At 46.6% G+C, this 16,191-nt stretch carries 17 protein-coding genes; 9 read left to right on the top strand and 8 right to left on the bottom strand.

The window, feature by feature from the left end; all coding sequences use genetic code 11:
• Window positions 1-4: 4 nt before the first annotated feature.
• Window positions 5-682: a tRNA-uridine aminocarboxypropyltransferase gene (locus WH43_RS15200; RefSeq protein WP_286049804.1), complete on the top strand. Its 678-nt coding sequence runs from the start codon at window positions 5-7 to the stop codon at window positions 680-682.
• On the opposite strand, the gene WH43_RS15195 is transcribed toward WH43_RS15200, so the two are convergent.
• Window positions 633-1,418, bottom strand: coding sequence for an alpha/beta fold hydrolase (locus WH43_RS15195; protein ID WP_053425437.1), 786 nt, complete (start codon window positions 1,416-1,418; stop codon window positions 633-635). The two genes, WH43_RS15200 and WH43_RS15195, sit on opposite strands and share 50 nt — an antisense overlap.
• The gene (locus tag WH43_RS15190) at window positions 1,409-2,422 is read right to left on the bottom strand and encodes a DUF2817 domain-containing protein (RefSeq protein ID WP_053425436.1); all 1,014 of its coding nucleotides are present in this window, start codon (window positions 2,420-2,422) and stop codon (window positions 1,409-1,411) included. Before WH43_RS15190 ends, WH43_RS15195 begins: the two co-directional genes overlap by 10 nt.
• 172 nt (window positions 2,423-2,594) lie before the next feature.
• Between WH43_RS15190 and WH43_RS15185 the strand changes: the two genes are divergently transcribed.
• Complete coding sequence (locus WH43_RS15185; protein WP_053425435.1) at window positions 2,595-2,816, top strand: hypothetical protein; 222 nt, start codon at window positions 2,595-2,597, stop codon at window positions 2,814-2,816.
• A 12-nt stretch (window positions 2,817-2,828) separates the two neighbouring features.
• Here the strand turns inward: WH43_RS15185 and WH43_RS15180 are convergent, their stop codons facing one another.
• Window positions 2,829-3,341, bottom strand: coding sequence for a GNAT family N-acetyltransferase (locus tag WH43_RS15180; RefSeq protein WP_053425434.1), 513 nt, complete (start codon window positions 3,339-3,341; stop codon window positions 2,829-2,831).
• Between the two features lie 66 nt (window positions 3,342-3,407).
• Window positions 3,408-4,925, bottom strand: coding sequence for an alanine/glycine:cation symporter family protein (locus WH43_RS15175; protein WP_053425433.1), 1,518 nt, complete (start codon window positions 4,923-4,925; stop codon window positions 3,408-3,410).
• Window positions 4,926-5,270: 345 nt separating this feature from the next.
• Here WH43_RS15175 and WH43_RS15170 point away from each other — a divergent pair, with 345 nt between their 5' ends.
• The 4 genes from WH43_RS15170 to WH43_RS15155 all read left to right on the top strand — a co-directional run bounded on the left by WH43_RS15170 (window position 5,271) and on the right by WH43_RS15155 (window position 8,659).
• Window positions 5,271-6,329 carry a sensor histidine kinase gene (locus tag WH43_RS15170; RefSeq protein WP_053425432.1) on the top strand — a complete coding sequence of 353 codons (1,059 nt, stop codon included), beginning with the start codon at window positions 5,271-5,273 and terminating at the stop codon, window positions 6,327-6,329.
• Entirely contained in the window at window positions 6,326-7,411 is a 1,086-nt protein-coding gene (locus WH43_RS15165; RefSeq protein ID WP_053425431.1) for a sensor histidine kinase, read from the top strand. Before WH43_RS15170 ends, WH43_RS15165 begins: the two co-directional genes overlap by 4 nt.
• A complete protein-coding gene (locus WH43_RS15160) occupies window positions 7,398-8,129 on the top strand; it encodes a LytR/AlgR family response regulator transcription factor (RefSeq protein ID WP_053425430.1) in 732 nt (243 codons plus the stop codon). The genes WH43_RS15165 and WH43_RS15160 overlap by 14 nt, the downstream gene beginning before the upstream one ends.
• Before the next feature lie 149 nt (window positions 8,130-8,278).
• Window positions 8,279-8,659, top strand: a complete 381-nt coding sequence (locus tag WH43_RS15155) for a DUF3718 domain-containing protein (protein ID WP_286049801.1) — start codon at window positions 8,279-8,281, stop codon at window positions 8,657-8,659.
• A gap of 241 nt (window positions 8,660-8,900) precedes the next feature.
• Here the strand turns inward: WH43_RS15155 and WH43_RS19880 are convergent, their stop codons facing one another.
• A complete protein-coding gene (locus tag WH43_RS19880; RefSeq protein WP_286049800.1) occupies window positions 8,901-9,173 on the bottom strand; it encodes a hypothetical protein in 273 nt (90 codons plus the stop codon).
• 242 nt (window positions 9,174-9,415) lie between these two features.
• Window positions 9,416-11,014 (bottom strand): isocitrate lyase, encoded by a 1,599-nt coding sequence (locus WH43_RS15150; RefSeq protein ID WP_053425429.1) that lies wholly within the window; start codon window positions 11,012-11,014, stop codon window positions 9,416-9,418.
• A gap of 181 nt (window positions 11,015-11,195) precedes the next feature.
• On the opposite strand from WH43_RS15150, the gene WH43_RS15145 reads away from it, so the two are divergent.
• Window positions 11,196-12,137: a LysR family transcriptional regulator gene (locus WH43_RS15145; protein ID WP_053425428.1), complete on the top strand. Its 942-nt coding sequence runs from the start codon at window positions 11,196-11,198 to the stop codon at window positions 12,135-12,137.
• A gap of 45 nt (window positions 12,138-12,182) precedes the next feature.
• Here the strand turns inward: WH43_RS15145 and aceB are convergent, their stop codons facing one another.
• Window positions 12,183-13,787 carry a malate synthase A gene (gene aceB / locus WH43_RS15140; RefSeq protein WP_053425427.1) on the bottom strand — a complete coding sequence of 535 codons (1,605 nt, stop codon included), beginning with the start codon at window positions 13,785-13,787 and terminating at the stop codon, window positions 12,183-12,185.
• 220 nt (window positions 13,788-14,007) lie between these two features.
• Between aceB and WH43_RS15135 the strand changes: the two genes are divergently transcribed.
• Together WH43_RS15135 and WH43_RS15130 are read left to right on the top strand one after the other, a co-directional pair.
• A complete protein-coding gene (locus WH43_RS15135; protein ID WP_053425426.1) occupies window positions 14,008-14,649 on the top strand; it encodes a DUF2726 domain-containing protein in 642 nt (213 codons plus the stop codon).
• 202 nt (window positions 14,650-14,851) lie between these two features.
• Window positions 14,852-15,052 carry a hypothetical protein gene (locus WH43_RS15130; RefSeq protein ID WP_053425425.1) on the top strand — a complete coding sequence of 67 codons (201 nt, stop codon included), beginning with the start codon at window positions 14,852-14,854 and terminating at the stop codon, window positions 15,050-15,052.
• Between the two features lie 52 nt (window positions 15,053-15,104).
• Here the strand turns inward: WH43_RS15130 and WH43_RS15125 are convergent, their stop codons facing one another.
• Window positions 15,105-16,055, bottom strand: coding sequence for a carbohydrate kinase family protein (locus WH43_RS15125; protein WP_053425424.1), 951 nt, complete (start codon window positions 16,053-16,055; stop codon window positions 15,105-15,107).
• Window positions 16,056-16,191 lie beyond the last annotated feature (136 nt).

Here is a 16,191-nt window from a genome sequence, read left to right as displayed (position 1 = left end):
TCTTGTGTCTCATATCAATTCGGTGATGGCGCTGCGTGAGCGCGAGCTGCAAAAAACAGTCCGGGTCTTTAATGCCCGCGGTAGCCGTGTTATTCGCTGCCCTTTGTGTTTATTGCCTGTGCCTGACTGTATTTGTGCTGCTAAACCTAAAGCCTCAAGCCGCAGCGCTTTTTGTTTTGTTATGTATAAAGGTGAAGCCTATAAACCGACCAATACCGGCCGGTTAATTGCCGATGTGGCGCCGGAAAACTTTGCTTTTGTCTGGGACAGAACAATGCCTGATCCAGAACTTTTGGCCTTACTGAAAAACCCCAAATACGCCCCTATAGTGGTGTTTCCGCAGCAATACGCGGCAGCTGAACGTTGTATCAACGAAGTAAAAACAGGCGATAAAATCCCGCTGTTTGTCATGCTCGATGGCACCTGGCGTGAAGCGAAAAAGATGTTCAGTAAAAGCCCCTATTTAGATGACTTTCCTGTGCTGGGAATTCAACCGGAGAAGAGCTCTTTGTATCAACTGCGTGAAGCTGCGCATGATCATCAGCTTTGTACTGCAGAAGTGGGTATAGCTGTGCTGGAACTGGCCGGAGATCATCAGGCAAGTGCTGATTTAGCCACTTATTTCACCACCTTCAGACGCAACTATATTGCCGGTAAACCTCATTTAAGTTTTGATCTATAACATCGGCCAGCCAGGGCCCGGCTTCCAGCGGTAGATCATGCCCTGCCTCTGCATGGGTCAGTAAAGCAGCATTTAGCTTATGTGCCAGCGCCTGACTGCAAAGCGGCGATACCAGTTGATCGGCCAAACCAGAGACCACAAAGACAGGACAAGCAGGCCGCGCTGTCAGTTGAAAACGGCTGGCGGCCCAAAGCTGGCGCAACGCGTTGCTCCTGCTGACCGGGTGTTGGATGGCCCAGTGCTGCCACAACTCTAAAACATCAGATTGGAGTGGCGAATTCACTGTCATTTGCCAGATCAGCTCTTCGCGTTTTAATGGCCCTGCTACGACACAGAGTAATATTTTCAGATAGTTACGGGGGTGTAATCGCTGCCAAAACGGGCTTAACCCTGCACTGCTGCTATTGATTAAGGTCACAGAATTCACTTGCTCTGGTGCATTCAGCGCCCAATCCAGCGCCAGCATTCCCCCCATAGAAATAGCGACCAGATCGAAGGCTTTGCCTTGCTCCTCAGGGTAACGTTCAGCCCATTGTTGTTGCAATTGCGAGCGCAACGCCGGAATGGAGCTGGCTGATGACTGTTGATACAAGGCACCACAGCCTGGTAAATCCAAAGTCAATACAGGACGTTGTAACTTCGCACTGAGTAAAGACGGAAAGTCGTGCCAATGCCGGCTTTCACGCAATAAACCACGCAATAACAGCACAGGTTTTTGCTCCGGTTTCAATACCATAACTCCATCGCCTCCTGCCTGAGCATTCGGGGGTAAAGTGCACGTCGCCACTCCTGATGCGAGGCAGTAGCTGCAATCAGAAAATGAAACAGGGTTAAATGAGTGCGCAATACCCTTTTGACTCTGTGAGGTTTCACCGGATGGAATAAACCTAAACTGGATAACAACTGAAACGGATTTTTCCGCACCCAGTTCCAGGATCCCATCTCCAAAGTCAGGGGTAAAAACAGCGTACTGCTTTGCAACGACTCGTCATACAGATAATCCCAGACATCACCATGACATAAATAATGCAAGGATTGAGGTTCAAAGGCGTAAGCCTGATGCGGATAACAGTCAAATAACAACTGGCGCAGCCGGTATAGCTCGGCCAGATGTGGCACAGGTTTGCGGCTTTTGGCATAAGGAAACCAGATCCGGTCGACCTGCCCAAACCCTGAATGGCAGTCCAGCACCAGACTAAATGGGCTTTGAAACAGCTTTTGCCGCACCAGTTCGAACAGCACCTGACTTTCAGCTTCGGGTTGTTGTGGGTTGCCTCTGAACCAGGGTAAACGCGGTGAATAACCTTGCCCCCCCACTAAAAATGCGGCTTTCTCTTCGCAATTGACAGGGGCATTACGCATTAAATCTACGCCATTGCCATTACTTCTGCTGTGATTGGCCATACCGACGGGGTTTACCATGGGTAAAACTAAAAGATTGAGCTGACTTAACTGGTGCTGTAAACCATGATCCCACTCCAGCCGTTGCAGCACACTTTCTAAAAACGCGATCAGCACCGCTGAACCAATACGCTCCAGACCATGCACACCTCCGGTTAACAGCAGTGATGGTTTAGCTGGATCAAACTCTGCCAGCTCAATTAAATAACTGGGATAAGCATGTGTTCCAGACTGAAAACGGGCCAGCTCCGTCGCTTTTACCCTGGTGGGGAAAGTCTCTATCAGTGCTTCCAGGCGGATCAGTTCAGGTAACAGCAGGCGGGATCGTTTGCTTTGCACAGTCTCAGCCGGTGAATTGAGTTTTCAACAGCATAAAAGTTTAGGCACTGCTTGTTTGATTTTTTTTGATGAACTTTTAGTGACAACTAAGGCCTGAACAAACCCGGATAAAAGTCTGGTAATACAAACTGTTGCAGAGCATACTTTTAGTAAGCCACAGAAGGAGACAAATATGCGTTGCGCCCTAGTACTGCTGCTGGTATTACTACAAAGTGCCTGTGCTTATAGCAAAGTCGGCTCAGATGAATGGTGGTTCAACAGAATGCAGCGTGACCACAGAGCCCAGTGCAATCAGCTTCCACCTCAGGTAAAAGCTCAATGTCTGGAGCGGCAAAATGGCAGCTATGAAGATTATCTGAAACAACAAAAGGACAGGCAGCAGGACAGCAATTGAGTTCAGGCTCAGTTAGTTTTTGTCGAGCTGAACACGATAAAAATCAACCATTTCATTTTTATCCGGCACCAATACCTGACCATGCTGTGCAAATCCCAATTTCTGCAATAAAGCCTTAGACGCCAGATTGGCCGGTGACACTATGGCCGCCAGTGTTTTAAGCTCTGTGTGCTCTGCGGCATAAGCCAATACTGCGCTGGCAGCTTCATACGCATAGCCTAAACCAAAATATTGTGGCAGATAGGCATAACCTAAGTCAGTTTCGGTTAAAAAATCACGTTTTATCAGGCCACATAATCCTATAGCCTGGCCCTGCTGATTTTCTACCAGCCACATACCATAACCATGCTGTGCATAACTGGCGATAGCGCCTTGCTGCAGGTTCTTTTCGGCATCAGCCAGAGTACGAACCCCTTTGTCACCTATGTGCTGTAAAAAGCTGGGCTCGTTATATAAACGCAAAGCAAAAGCAGCATCGGCAAGCTGAAGTTCCCGTAAAGTTAAGCGGTTGGTTTTAGCAATCACCCCAGACTCCTGTGTTGATAAAAAAAGGAGCTGGTTATCAGCTCCTTTTGCAGAATAATCCAAGAGTTACTTGTTCTCTTGCTGCTGTTTTTCCAAACGTTTTTCCCAGAAAGTGGCGTTTTTAATGCCTAACTTCACAGGGTCAAAAGTCACAGGGCCACCATTCTTTTTCTGCTCTTCGTAATCACGCAGGCAGCGCATGGTTGGCTTGTACATAAAGAAAATCAGCAAAATACCCAGAACGTTCACCCAGGCCATGATGCCGACTCCCAAATCACCAATGTTCCAGATATAACCTGCGCTGTTCACTGTGCCGTAGGCGACCATAAACATTAATAACAGTTTGAAAACAAGACTTGGCAACTTGTTGTTAAATATACGATTTAAGTAGGCGACGTTAGTTTCAGTGATGTAGTAATAGGCCAGAATTGTAGTAAAAGCGAAGAAGAAGATCGCAAGCCCGGCAAACACCTGACCAAACTGACCAAACACACTTAATAAAGCTAACTGAGTAAAGGCTGGAGAGGCAACCTCGGTCGCTGCATCAATATTCTGCACTATCATAGTGCCTGTGCCAGCAACAGCATTAAAGTCTTCGGTTTGCACGTTGTATTGCTGGGTGATCAGGATCATTAAAGCTGTTGCGGTACAGACAAATAAAGTGTCTACATACACAGAAAAAGCCTGCACTAAACCTTGCTGAGCCGGGTGTTCAACTTCTGCAGCGGCCGCCGCATGCGGACCTGTGCCCTGGCCTGCTTCATTGGAATAAATACCACGCTTCACCCCCCAGCCTATAGCTGCACCAAAACCAGCCTGAGCCGTAAAAGCATCAGTGAAAATCAGGCTGAAAATAGCTGGTACTTTATCAAGATTTAAAAACACAACGATCAAAGCAAGAATGATGTAACCCAAAGCCATAAACGGCACCACGATTTGGGTAAAGTTTGCGATACGTTTAATACCGCCAAAAATGATGAAGGCCAAAATAATCAGAATAAAAGCCAGGCCAATCAGTTTGTTACTACCCACTTCACCAAAGCTGGTCACCACAGCTGTGCCTTCACCAAAAACCTGGGTGATCGCATTACCAACGGCATTGGCTTGCACGCCGGGTAAAAAGATACCGCAGCCAACAATGGCAGAAATAGCAAACAGAATACCTAACCAGCGCCAGCCCAGACAACGCTCAAAATAATAAGCTGGACCACCGCGGTATTGACCATTTTCTTCGACTTTATAAATTTGGCCTAAGGTCGATTCAACATAAGCGGTGCTGGCACCTAAAAAGGCCACTACCCACATCCAAAACACAGCACCTGGTCCGCCAAAACCTATAGCAGCGGCAACACCAGCGATGTTACCTACCCCAACCCGGCCGGATAAAGACACAGCCAAAGCCTGAAATGACGAGATACCTTTTTCGGATTCACTGTTATTGAGCATCAGTTTGCACATTTCTTTGAAATGACGCACCTGAGCAAAACGGGTGAGTAGAGAGTAAAACAACCCTGCACCAAGACAGAGGTAAATCAGCGCCGGGCTCCAGACTATGCTGTTTAGCGTACTAATAAAGCCTTCCATTTCCCTTCCTTATAATTATTCTGAACTTAATTTTTTCAAACGTCGCTAATTTGCCATATCAAAAGCAGAATAGCTACGCAGCCGGATAATTTGCCTGACTTCTGCGTTAAGTCGCGTCATGACAGCAAGATCCGGCACTTAGTGCACGCGGCTACCATAACGCAGCTATCAAAGGACTACTATTGTTATTTTTTCACTCGTCACTGACAACAAAACCAGAGATTAAAAAGTAATTCAGCTCAAAACCCGTTGGTCACACCTTTGCGTCCAGTGAACCATTGCACTGGTCGATTTCGGTAAGTCTTTGGTTATACTGGCTACATCAACCCTGACAGGAATAACCCGGTGTTTAATTCTGAACTCAAGCCTTTACTGCGCTACCACTGCCTGTTCTGGAGCATTATTTTCACCCTAAGTGTGTTGAGCTGGTGTCTGGATTATCTGCTGTGGGACAAAGCTGAAGCGTTGCAGTATTTAGCCATCAGTTTTGTCAGTGACGCTGCAGCTATGCTGGTGACAGGGGCTTTGCTGATCTGGTCTCAGTACAAAATTAATCAGCATAATTTTGCGGTCTGGCACTTAGTTCTGGCTGCTTTGTTATTAACTTGTATCTACGTACCTGCGGAAAATGCTTTTTGGCTGATCCCGATGAAAGAAGACAAATTTGATCCGCGTTTTTTATTAAGTAACCTCGACAGCAATACACTGGCATTTTTTGTCTGGACCGCACTTTATCTGGCTTATATTCTGAACCAGCAACGTCATTTCCGCCTTGCAGAATCCGCACGTTTAAGTCAGAAAATACAACAACTTGAATTGCAGGCCTTGCGCCATCAACTCAATCCACACTTTACTTTTAACGCCTTAAACTCGGTCTGTGCGCTGATTGAAGCCGAACGATTTGATGACGCTGAGCTGATGTCAGAACAACTGGCATCCTTTTTACGCTATTCCTTAAGCAGCTCACCCGATAGTCTGGTAAAACTGGCCGACGAGCTTGCCGCTATAGAAGCCTATCTGGCCTTACAAAAAACTCGCTTCGGCAACAAACTCAAAGTCGACTGGAGGATTGATCAGAATGTGCGTCAACATCTGATCCCCGCCCTGCTACTGCAACCGCTGGTTGAAAACGCTATTAAATATGCCGTCGCCACCCAGCAACAAGGGGCCACTATTACCATTGCCGGACAGCAACAGGATGGCCAACTTTGTCTGCAAGTAGAAGATGATGGCCCCGGTGAGCGGGCTGTTAAACAACTGGGGCAAAGTTCAGGCGTGGGTTTAACCAATATTCAGAACCGTTTAAGTCAACACTTTGGCACGGCAGCAAGTCTGGTGGTGCAGGCCAGACAACAGGGATTTCTGGTGTCCATTCAACTGCCTCTGCAAGGAGTGGCGACATGAATGCGACTGTCAATTTTGAGGTGAATAAAGAAAGGTTCTGGTACTGGCATTTAGTATTCTGGTTAAGCTATCTGCTGATCAAATTTATCCATCTGGCGGTGTTGGTTCCACTGGATGACAGAGACGTTTTCCCTTATCTGGTGATTTACTTCCTGATCAGCACAGTGAACTTTATCGTCACAGGTTACCTAGGGCAAAAAGAGCTGGCGAGGAATATCAGTAGTAAACAGCAAGCCGTGCGGCTGGCGCGTTGGCTTATTCCACTCTGGCTGCTGTTAACTCCTGTGCGCCAGTATCTGATGATGAATTATGCCCTGATGCCCTCTGAAACTGATTCGATATTGCAGTACGCTTTGGCTTTTAATCTGGTGTTATTGCCCATCGCAGGCTGGTTTGCACTGTTTTTAGTCTACAAAGCCAACCTGTTTAACAGAGCGGAATTCCGGCAGCAGCAGGAGCTGGCTCGCCAGGCCCGCATTGCACGCTTAAAAGTACTAAGGTATCAGCTGAACCCTCATTTTATGTTTAATACACTAAATGCTCTGAACTCTTTGATAGTGCAACACAAAGGTCTGGACGCTGAAAATCTGATCCTGCAACTGTCCAGCTTTCTGCGCCATTCGCTAAAAAATCATACGGAGCATTTAATACCGTTAAAAGAAGAGCTGGACGCTTTGGCTGCTTATCTGGCCATTCAACAAGTTCGTTTTGGTGAGCGTTTGGAGATTAACTGGCAATTAGATGAGCAAGCCTTGCAGCAAAAAGTGCCACCTTTACTACTGCAACCTTTGGCTGAGAACGCTATTAAATATGCCGTATCTGAGCTAAAAGGCCATGCCAGTATAGATATAGAGGTTAGCCAACAGGCATCGGCTTTAGTGTTAAAACTGTCAGACAATGGCCCCGGAACTCAGCTCGCTGCAGGTTGGCCACAACAGGCAAGTTTTGGCAGTCTGCATAATCTGGCTGAACGCCTGAGCTTACTGTTTCATGGCAAAGCCAGCTTAAGTTTCCACCAGGAACAGCATAAATTTACCGGACAAATTTCTTTACCTTTGGAGTTACTGCATGCAGCAGATTAAAACTGTCATAGCCGACGATGAGCCGTTAGCCATCAGTAATTTAAAAGCCAAGCTGGCAACTTATCCGAATATTCAGATCGAGGCTTGTTTTGATAACGGTGACGAGGTTCTGGCTTATTTACAGCACAACACTGTCGATCTGGTGTTTTTGGATATTCAGATGCCGGGAATTAAAGGTATTGAGGTGCTAAAGCAGCTGAATAAATCCTCAGCCATGGCAGCGCCGTTGATTATTCTGGTGACCGCCTATGACAATTATGCTTTTTCAGCCTACGAGCACTTTGCGTTTGATTACCTGCTCAAACCTGTATCACGCCAACGCCTGGCTCAAACCCTGCTGGACGCCAAAACAGCTCTGGACAAACAACAGGACCTGCCTGTTCCCGCAGCCCAAAGCAAACTCACTTTTAAAACCGGCGCTTCAACATTACTGCTCGATGATATTGATATTCTGATGATTGAAGCAGCGGGCAACTATATGTGTGTCTACACCTTAGGTGAAAACCTGATTATCCGCGAGACGATAAAAGAGCTGATGCAGCGCCTGCCGGCGCAATTTGCTCAGGTGCATCGCTCCACCATAGTGAATTTGCACCATGTACACAAAGTGCAGCCTCATAATAACGACTATCAGTTATTACTTTCCAATGGCCAGACGGTGGCAGCGTCCAGACGTTTTAAAGCCGATTGGTCATCTCAACTACTACCAACAAAGTAGCCTGTTTCTGATGGCAGAAAGCCCGGAAAAGTGAAAAACTGCCGGGCTTTTTTTGTATCTTTTTTACGCAAAAACCACCCTAAAGTAAGCCCTGTCTTCTGGTCACTTTTGCTGCACCTCTTGTCACATACAGCAGGAGAAATAAAGCGTTGGACGCCAAAATACAGGGGTGGCAAAAGCCATATATCACTACAGAGGGCTATCAAATGAACACCAAACTCATCTTTGCTATAGCAACGTTAACTTTATCCACCACAGCCAGTGCTCAGAATTCTATGGATCTGCAGATCAAGAATATCTTGATTGAAACCTGCACCCATGCTCAGAATAACGACCGCCTCAGCCTGAATAAAACGCTCAATGCCAATCGCTTATCTAAACAAAACGCTGTAGATAAAGTCGTCTGTGATGGCAAAACCTTAGTCAACTTCGCCCGAAGCGCAAACGCAAAAAAAGTGGTCACCATGCTGGAACCCTACGAACAACGCTCAAAAGGCAAAGTCTCTATTTCTGATATCGTTGCCCCCTAATCAATACATAGAAGGACTCATGCTTTGAATGGTGACACGCGGCGCTGCCTTGGTCAGTCCGTTCAGTTATAGACTGAACGGACTGACCAATTTGACTATGGCCTTCTCCCCCATCCGGCTTTATCAAACCATGGGGTAACACTATTGTGATGCAGAGAAAATGTAATTTGCTTCTAAGCCGTTATATTTGGAGTTTTGTACTGTGCGTATCACCTTCATAGTCTGTTTTAACAAAGCTCATTTAGCCACAGACTATTGTTTCCTCACCCAAATGGTAAATATTGTTGATTGCAACATAAGCCCCTGAAACTATTCCGGAAACCGGAAAGAGGATCAAGCCGCTGACAGAGTAGTAGCTATTCGTATCCTTGCTGGCGTCTATTACTTTTAGAGTTTTCCGGTCACAGGAGATCTCACACTTATTAACATAAGTTGGGGCTTTTTCGGTATCACCATACAACCGCTGATAAGGGTTAAGCCACTGATCACAGGCAACAACAAGTAGTTCAGACACACACGCATTTCACCGTCAGGCTTCAACTGAATACGTTTTATGAAACATTATTGTTAAAACAACGTAATTACAATAGAAAAGCGCAATAAAAAAGGCAGCCTCGCGGCTGCCAATGTCAGTGTAACCCGACCACGTAAATCAAATTTCTCTTCGTACTTGAAGTTGCAGCGTTGTTGACTGCAACATCAATTACTTTGAGTAGCTTCCCGTCTTTCAGCAATTACTTAGCCATAAACCAGAGGTTAGGAGAACTGATTCATGGTGTTGTCTTTCCCTGAAGCCTTCAGCGCAGCTTCTCCAGAGAAATACTCTTTGTGATCATCACCAATGTCAGATCCAGACATATTCTGGTGCTTAACACAGGCGATGCCCTGACGAATTTCTTTGCGTTGTACGCCAGCCACATAACCCAACATACCTGCAGCACCGAAGTACTCTTTCGCCAGATTGTCAGTCGACAAGGCCGCTGTGTGGTAAGTCGGTAAAGTGATCAGGTGATGGAAAATACCTGCTTCACGTGCCGCATCCGCCTGGAAGGTCTGAATACGGTTGTCAGCTTCCTGCGCCAGCTCTGTCGTGTCGTAATCGGCACTCATCAGCTTGGCTCTGTCATACGCAGAGACATCTTTACCTGCTGTTTTCCATGCATCAAACACTTGCTGACGGAAGTTCAGTGTCCAGTTAAAGGATGGGCTGTTGTTGTACACCAGCTTGGCATTAGGTACGACTTCACGAATACGATTGACCATTTCAGCGATTTGGCCGACATGAGGTTTCTCGGTTTCAATCCACAATAAATCAGCACCGTGTTGCAAAGAGGTAATGCAGTCCAGTACCACACGATCCACTCCGCTACCTGCTTTAAACTGGAACAAACCACTTTGCAGACGTTTTGGTTTTAACAGCTTGCCATTGGCTTTCACCACCACATCGCCGTTTTGGATATCAGAGGCGCTTTGAATGTAATCCCCGTCTAAAAAGCTGTTGTATAAATCGCCCAGATCACCAGGCTCGTTGGTCACTGCAATTTGCTTGGTTAAACCAGCTCCTAAGGAATCTGTGCGGGCGACAATAATGCCGTTTTCGATGCCTAGTTCTAAAAAGGCGTAACGCACCGCATTAATTTTGGCCAGGAAATCGGCGTGGGGCACTGTGACTTTACCGTCCTGGTGACCACATTGTTTTTCATCCGACACCTGATTTTCAATCTGAATGGCGCAGGCACCGGCTTCGATCATTTTTTTTGCCAGTAAATAAGTAGCTTCGGCATTACCAAAACCCGCATCTATGTCGGCAATAATAGGCACGACATGAGTTTCGAAGTTATCGATTTTTGCCAGTACTTCGGCCGCTTTGGCTTGATCATCTTTAGCACGGGCGTCATCCAACTCACGGAATAAACCACCCAACTCGCGGGCATCGGCTTGCTTTAAGAAGGTATACAACTCTTCGATTAACGCAGGCACAGCGGTTTTTTCGTGCATAGATTGATCAGGCTGAGGACCAAACTCAGAGCGCAGCGCGGCAATCATCCAGCCTGATAAATACAGGTATTTACCTTTGGTCGTGCCGAAATGTTTCTTGATAGCGATCAGTTTTTGTTGACCGATAAAGCCATGCCAGCAGCCTAAAGACTGAGTGTACTGGCTGCTGTCTGCATCATAAGCTGCCATATCTGCGCGCATAATGTCGGCGGTGTACTGCGCTATGTCTAAACCTGTTTTAAAACGGTTTTGCAGCTGCATCCGGGCTGCAGACTCGGCATTGATAGCGGCCCAGCCTGTTCCTTGTGCTTTGCAGCTTTGTTCCAGTTGTTGAATCGTCTGTTGATAAGCTGACATGGTGCATCCTCTGTGGTGTTGTCTTTTGTTTGACCGGCATTTAGTAGTTGCCGCTGTTGACATCCACTATAGGTTTCAATATTCGAATTCATGTAGCTGATTTTTTTGATTCCCGTCATTCATTGTGTGAATATACAAAGCATCAAATTGACAGCAAATAACCATAAAGAAGTGAAAGCAGATGAATATCAGTAAAATTGACCTGAATTTGTTGGTGTATCTGGATGTATTGCTGCGGGAAAAAAATGTCACCCGTGCAGCCAATCGGCTGAATATCACGCAGCCTGCCATGAGTAATGGCCTAAAACGATTGAGGGATTTGCTGAACGACCCTATTCTGGTGCGTACCTCAGACGGTATGGTGCCTACCGAACGCGCCAAGGAATTGGCACCTGTGGTACGGGGAATTTTGCTTACCCTGGAAGAAACCTTACAACCGAATAAAGATTTTGAACCAGAGCACAGCCACAGAGTATTTCGTATTATGGCCAGTGATTATGCGGCCTCCACTCTTATTCCGGCGCTGCTGAAAAAACTACGGGCCCAGGCGCCAGCTACATCGCTGGATATTATGACGCCGTCCGACGTGACCTTTCATGATGTTGAAAATGGCAAAGTGGATATGGCGATTAACCGCTTTGATCAATTACCCCAGTCATTTCATCAAAAAACCATTTGGCGCGACAGTTTTGCCTGTCTGGTCAATAGCTTAAACCCAATTCTTGGTAATTTTAACTTAGACTCTTACTTAAAGGCCCAACATATCTGGGTCAGTAAAACTGGTTTTGGTGTCGGTGTAGGTATGGATCCGGCTGATGTGCAAAAACTCGGTTGGGTGGATGAAGCTTTAGCCAAGTTTGGCAAACAGCGTAATATCAGTGTATTTACCCGAAACTATCATGTGGCTATGCATTTGGCGGTGGAAACCGATTTGATTGCAACTTTACCTTTGCGGGCTGCGCTTTTGTATCAGAATGACGCGACGATGAAAGTGCTTGATCCGCCTTTTCCTATTCCATCCATTGAGCTGAAAATGATCTGGAGTCCGTTATTGCATCAGGATGCCAGTCATATCTGGTTACGGCGGTTAATCACAGAAGTAGCAGACGAGCTGCATTTGTAACTCAGGAAACTATGGGTCAAAGCCACTGGCTCTGACCCATAGTGATCAAGCAGTTAGCAATTCATAAGCAGGTAAGGTCAGGAAATCGACCAATTGATCCGCTGTGGTAATTTGCAACAGCAGAGCCTGAGCACGCTCAAACTGTTGCTGTTGCCACAACTCTTCGCCTACTTCTTCGCGCACTACAGCAGCTTCCTGCTGCAACATCTGCGCAAATAGCTCTTTGGTGACCAACTGGCCGTTATTCAAAGTCTTGCCGTGTTTAATCCACTGCCAAATCGAGGTACGACAGATTTCTGCTGTGGCCGCATCTTCCATCAGACCATAAATAGGCACACAGCCCTTGCCACTGATCCAGGCCGCTATGTATTGCAAAGCCACGCGGATATTGATGCGCATGCCTGCTTCGGTGCGCTCACCAGCGCTTGGCGCCAATAAATCGGCGGCAGTGACAGGCGCATCTTCAGAGCGGCTGATATGCAGCTGATTAGTTCTGCCATCTTTCAGGTAGTTGTTAAATACCCTATTGGCCGTCGCGGCTAAACCAGGATGTGCTACCCAGGTACCGTCATGGCCATTGCTGGCTTCACGTTCTTTATCCGCCGTAACTTTAGTTAAGATCGCTTCATTGGCGACAGGATCTTTGGCTGGGATAAAAGCCGCCATGCCGCCCATCGCCAAAGCGCCACGTTGATGGCAGGTTTTGATCAGTAACTTTGAGTAAGCCGACAAAAACGGCTGATCCATAGTCACCACCTGACGGTCTGGTAAAACACGGTCAGCATGGTTCTTTAAGGTTTTGATATAGCTGAAAATATAGTCCCAACGGCCACAGTTCAGCGCCACTATATGCTCACGCAGTGCATGCAGAATTTCTTCCATCTCAAACACTGCTGGCAAGGTTTCAATCAATACAGTAGCGCGAATGGCGCCCACTGGCTGATTAAACTTAGTTTGGGTAAAGCGGAACACTGAGTCCCACCAGGCGGCTTCTTTGTAACTTTGTAGTTTGGGCAAGTAATAATACACACCTGAGCCCTTGGCTAAACGAGTTTGGTAGTTATGGAAAAAGTACAAGGCAAAGTCCACCAGTGAACCAGGAACTGCCTCGCCATCCACTTCTAAATGTTTCTCCCACAGATGTAAACCCCGCACCCGGGCTATTAACAAGGCCTGTTTGTCGCGCAGCGCATATTGTTTACCGGACTGGGGATCGCTGTAGCTGATGCTGCCTAAATTGGCATCACGTAAGTTGATCTGACCTTCTATCACGCCATCCCAGCTCGGCGCTTGCGAGTCTTCAAAGTCGGCCATAAAGACTTTTACATCAGCATTTAAGGCGTTAATGATCATTTTTCGATCGACTGGACCCGTAATTTCTACTCTTCTGTCCTGCAAATCAGCCGGAATAGCTGCTATTTTCCAGTCGCCAGAGCGAATATCCGCAGTTTCAGCCCGAAAATCCGGCAAAGCGCCAGCGTCATAACGCGCCTGTTCAACAGTGCGTTGCTGCAGTAATAGCTTTAAAGGCGCGCGAAACTCGCGGGTAAGTTCAACAACCAGACGGCAAGCCTCTGGCGTTAATATGCTTTGAAATTCAGCCGGCAGGCGGCCTTTGATCTCTAATCCTGCAATGTTGCTGCTTGTCATTCTGGTGATCCTTGTCTGTAGCAATAGGAGTTCCCCTCACTATAAGCCGAACCCAGCCCGATCCCCACCATTTCAGCTATCAATAGGCTATATGCCAGACATTCAGCAAACTTATACAAATTAGAGCATTAATTCTAATTTATTGGCACGCCTTATGCTTTATACCCTGCGCAGCCAACTTATTTGAGCTGCGGAGTCAAAAGTTTGTCGGAGGTCATTAATGGAAGTTTTAATTTTAGTATTAGCCGTGTTGGTTGTGGTGGCAGCTTTTTTAGCCAGCCGTTTTATGAGCCATGGCAATCCTTTTCCATTTAGTAAGAAAAGCAGTCTTTTTACTCAGGTCGAGCGTTCTTACCTGAACATGCTGGAGCAGGCAGTCAAAGGAAAGTACAAAGTGATGAACAGAGTGAAAATGGCTGACATTCTTGAATTAAAAAGCAATGTAGATGCCAAATCACGAATCGCAGCGTCGGTTAAACTCAATGCCAAGTATCTGGATTTTGTTCTGTGCGATCCGACGGATATGAGCATTGTTGCTGTGGTTGATCTGGTCAACAACACAAGTAAAGACGGCCATAAAGCTGTACCGGACTGGTTTGTCAGTGGTGCTTTTGAAGCCGCAGGCATTCCTTATGTACGGATGAAAATCAAAACTGGCTATACTATCGCTGACATTCAACAAGGTTTAGCTGCTAAAATTGGGCAACATACGTTAAAGCCAGAGCCTTTGTTAAAAGGTACAGTGAAGAAAAGCCCTACCCGGCCGATACGCCCACTGGAACCAGCGGTTCAGACCAATGCTTTACCCAGCATCATTCCGGAACGCAGCATTCGTTCTCAGTCCACGGCTATGATTCATTAGCAGATCTGCTACTTATTTATGAACTATTAGAAAATAGTTCAACAACTTCAGGCATTTGGAACATAAGTCACTCCGCACGCCTAAAGACCGAAGCCGCTCGCTGCAACGAGCGGCTTCACTTTTTTCCAGATCCTGAAAATAATTCTAAAGTCCGCGATCCTTTTGCCGATATGATGGTTGGAAATATGGCATGGGAGTGACTATGACACAATCCGTAGGCTCAGCTGCAGTTAGCCAGAGCTATGAACTGTTGGGTGCCAGTCTGGCAAAAACCCAGCAAAAACAGGAAGGGAGACAAACCTTGCAGTTGCTGGAAAGCGCTGTAAATTCGTCTTCGGCATTGCAGTCGCCAAGTCCGGTTCCTGTCGGCAACCTGGGTCAGAATATTGACATCTCGGTATAAGTAAAAAAGGGCTAACACAAGTTAGCCCTTTTTATTTTCGAAGGACACATGATTAGTCCCACTCTTGTGCTGTGGGTAAAGCTGCAAAAGCACCAAATTTCTGACAGGTTAACGACCCCGCCTTTGTAGCTTTTTCAATCATTTGCTGCTGGGCGCTTCGATCAGACAACAACTCAGCAAAGCTCGTCCCTTGGGTTAACTGCTGTGCTATCTGATGTAACCAGGCTCCAACAAAAGCATCACCTGCCGCTGTAGTATCCACGACAGATACAGAGGTCACTGGTACAGAAAACGAGTCCGCTTTGCTATAACTTTGTACTTGTGCTGCACCAGCTGTGACCACCAGCCAGGCGGGTCTGAAAGCAAGAATATGCTGCAACCAACTTGCTGAGCTTTGACCATCTGCAAGATAATCCAGCTCGTCTTCACTGAGTTTGACCAAATCGGCCATTTCCAGTAACTGGATCACTAACTCTCTGCTGGCTTTGCCTTCACTCCATAAGTTATGACGTAAATTAGCATCCACTGACACTAACCAGCCCTGTTGCTGCGCAAGCCTTACTAAAGCAAAACTGGTTTGAGCTATCTCAGGCTCAGTTAAGCTATTGGAACATAAGTGCAAAATACCTTTTTGTTGCCAAAGCTCAGTCGGACAATGCTCCGCTTTATACAGCAGATCAGCAGCAGGTGGCCGGTAAAAAGAGAAACTGCGGTCGCCCTCTTCATTCAGCGCGACAAAAGCAAGAGCGGTTTTCGCATCCAGCGTTTGACGTACTGCGCTGCAATCAACACCGTAACTTTTTAATTCCTGCAGTAAAAAATCACCAAACATGTCTTTACCCAACATGCCAATAAACTTGCTCTGTCCACCTAAACGGGCAACAGCCACGGCCACATTGGCAGGAGCACCACCGGCAAAACGCTGAAACAGCCCAGGCTGTGTTTTGTCCTGCAGAAAATCAATCAACACCTCACCAAAACAGCAGACCGGAGTCGGATTCATTTATTGTATTCTCCTGAAGTGAGATGCTAAAACCAGCACCAGAACTAAAACGTTTCAGATTCACTTTAGCGAATTGAAGGCCAGCTGTAAATATTCAGCGTATTATTTAAACATTTCATCATTAAAAGCCTTGCCA

Origin of the sequence: Rheinheimera sp. KL1, from assembly GCF_001275035.1 — a bacterium.
GTDB classification, from domain to species: Bacteria; Pseudomonadota; Gammaproteobacteria; order Enterobacterales; family Alteromonadaceae; genus Pararheinheimera; species Pararheinheimera tangshanensis.
The sequence above is the reverse complement of the archived record's forward strand: the minus strand, read 5'-3'. Positions and strand labels throughout refer to the sequence as shown.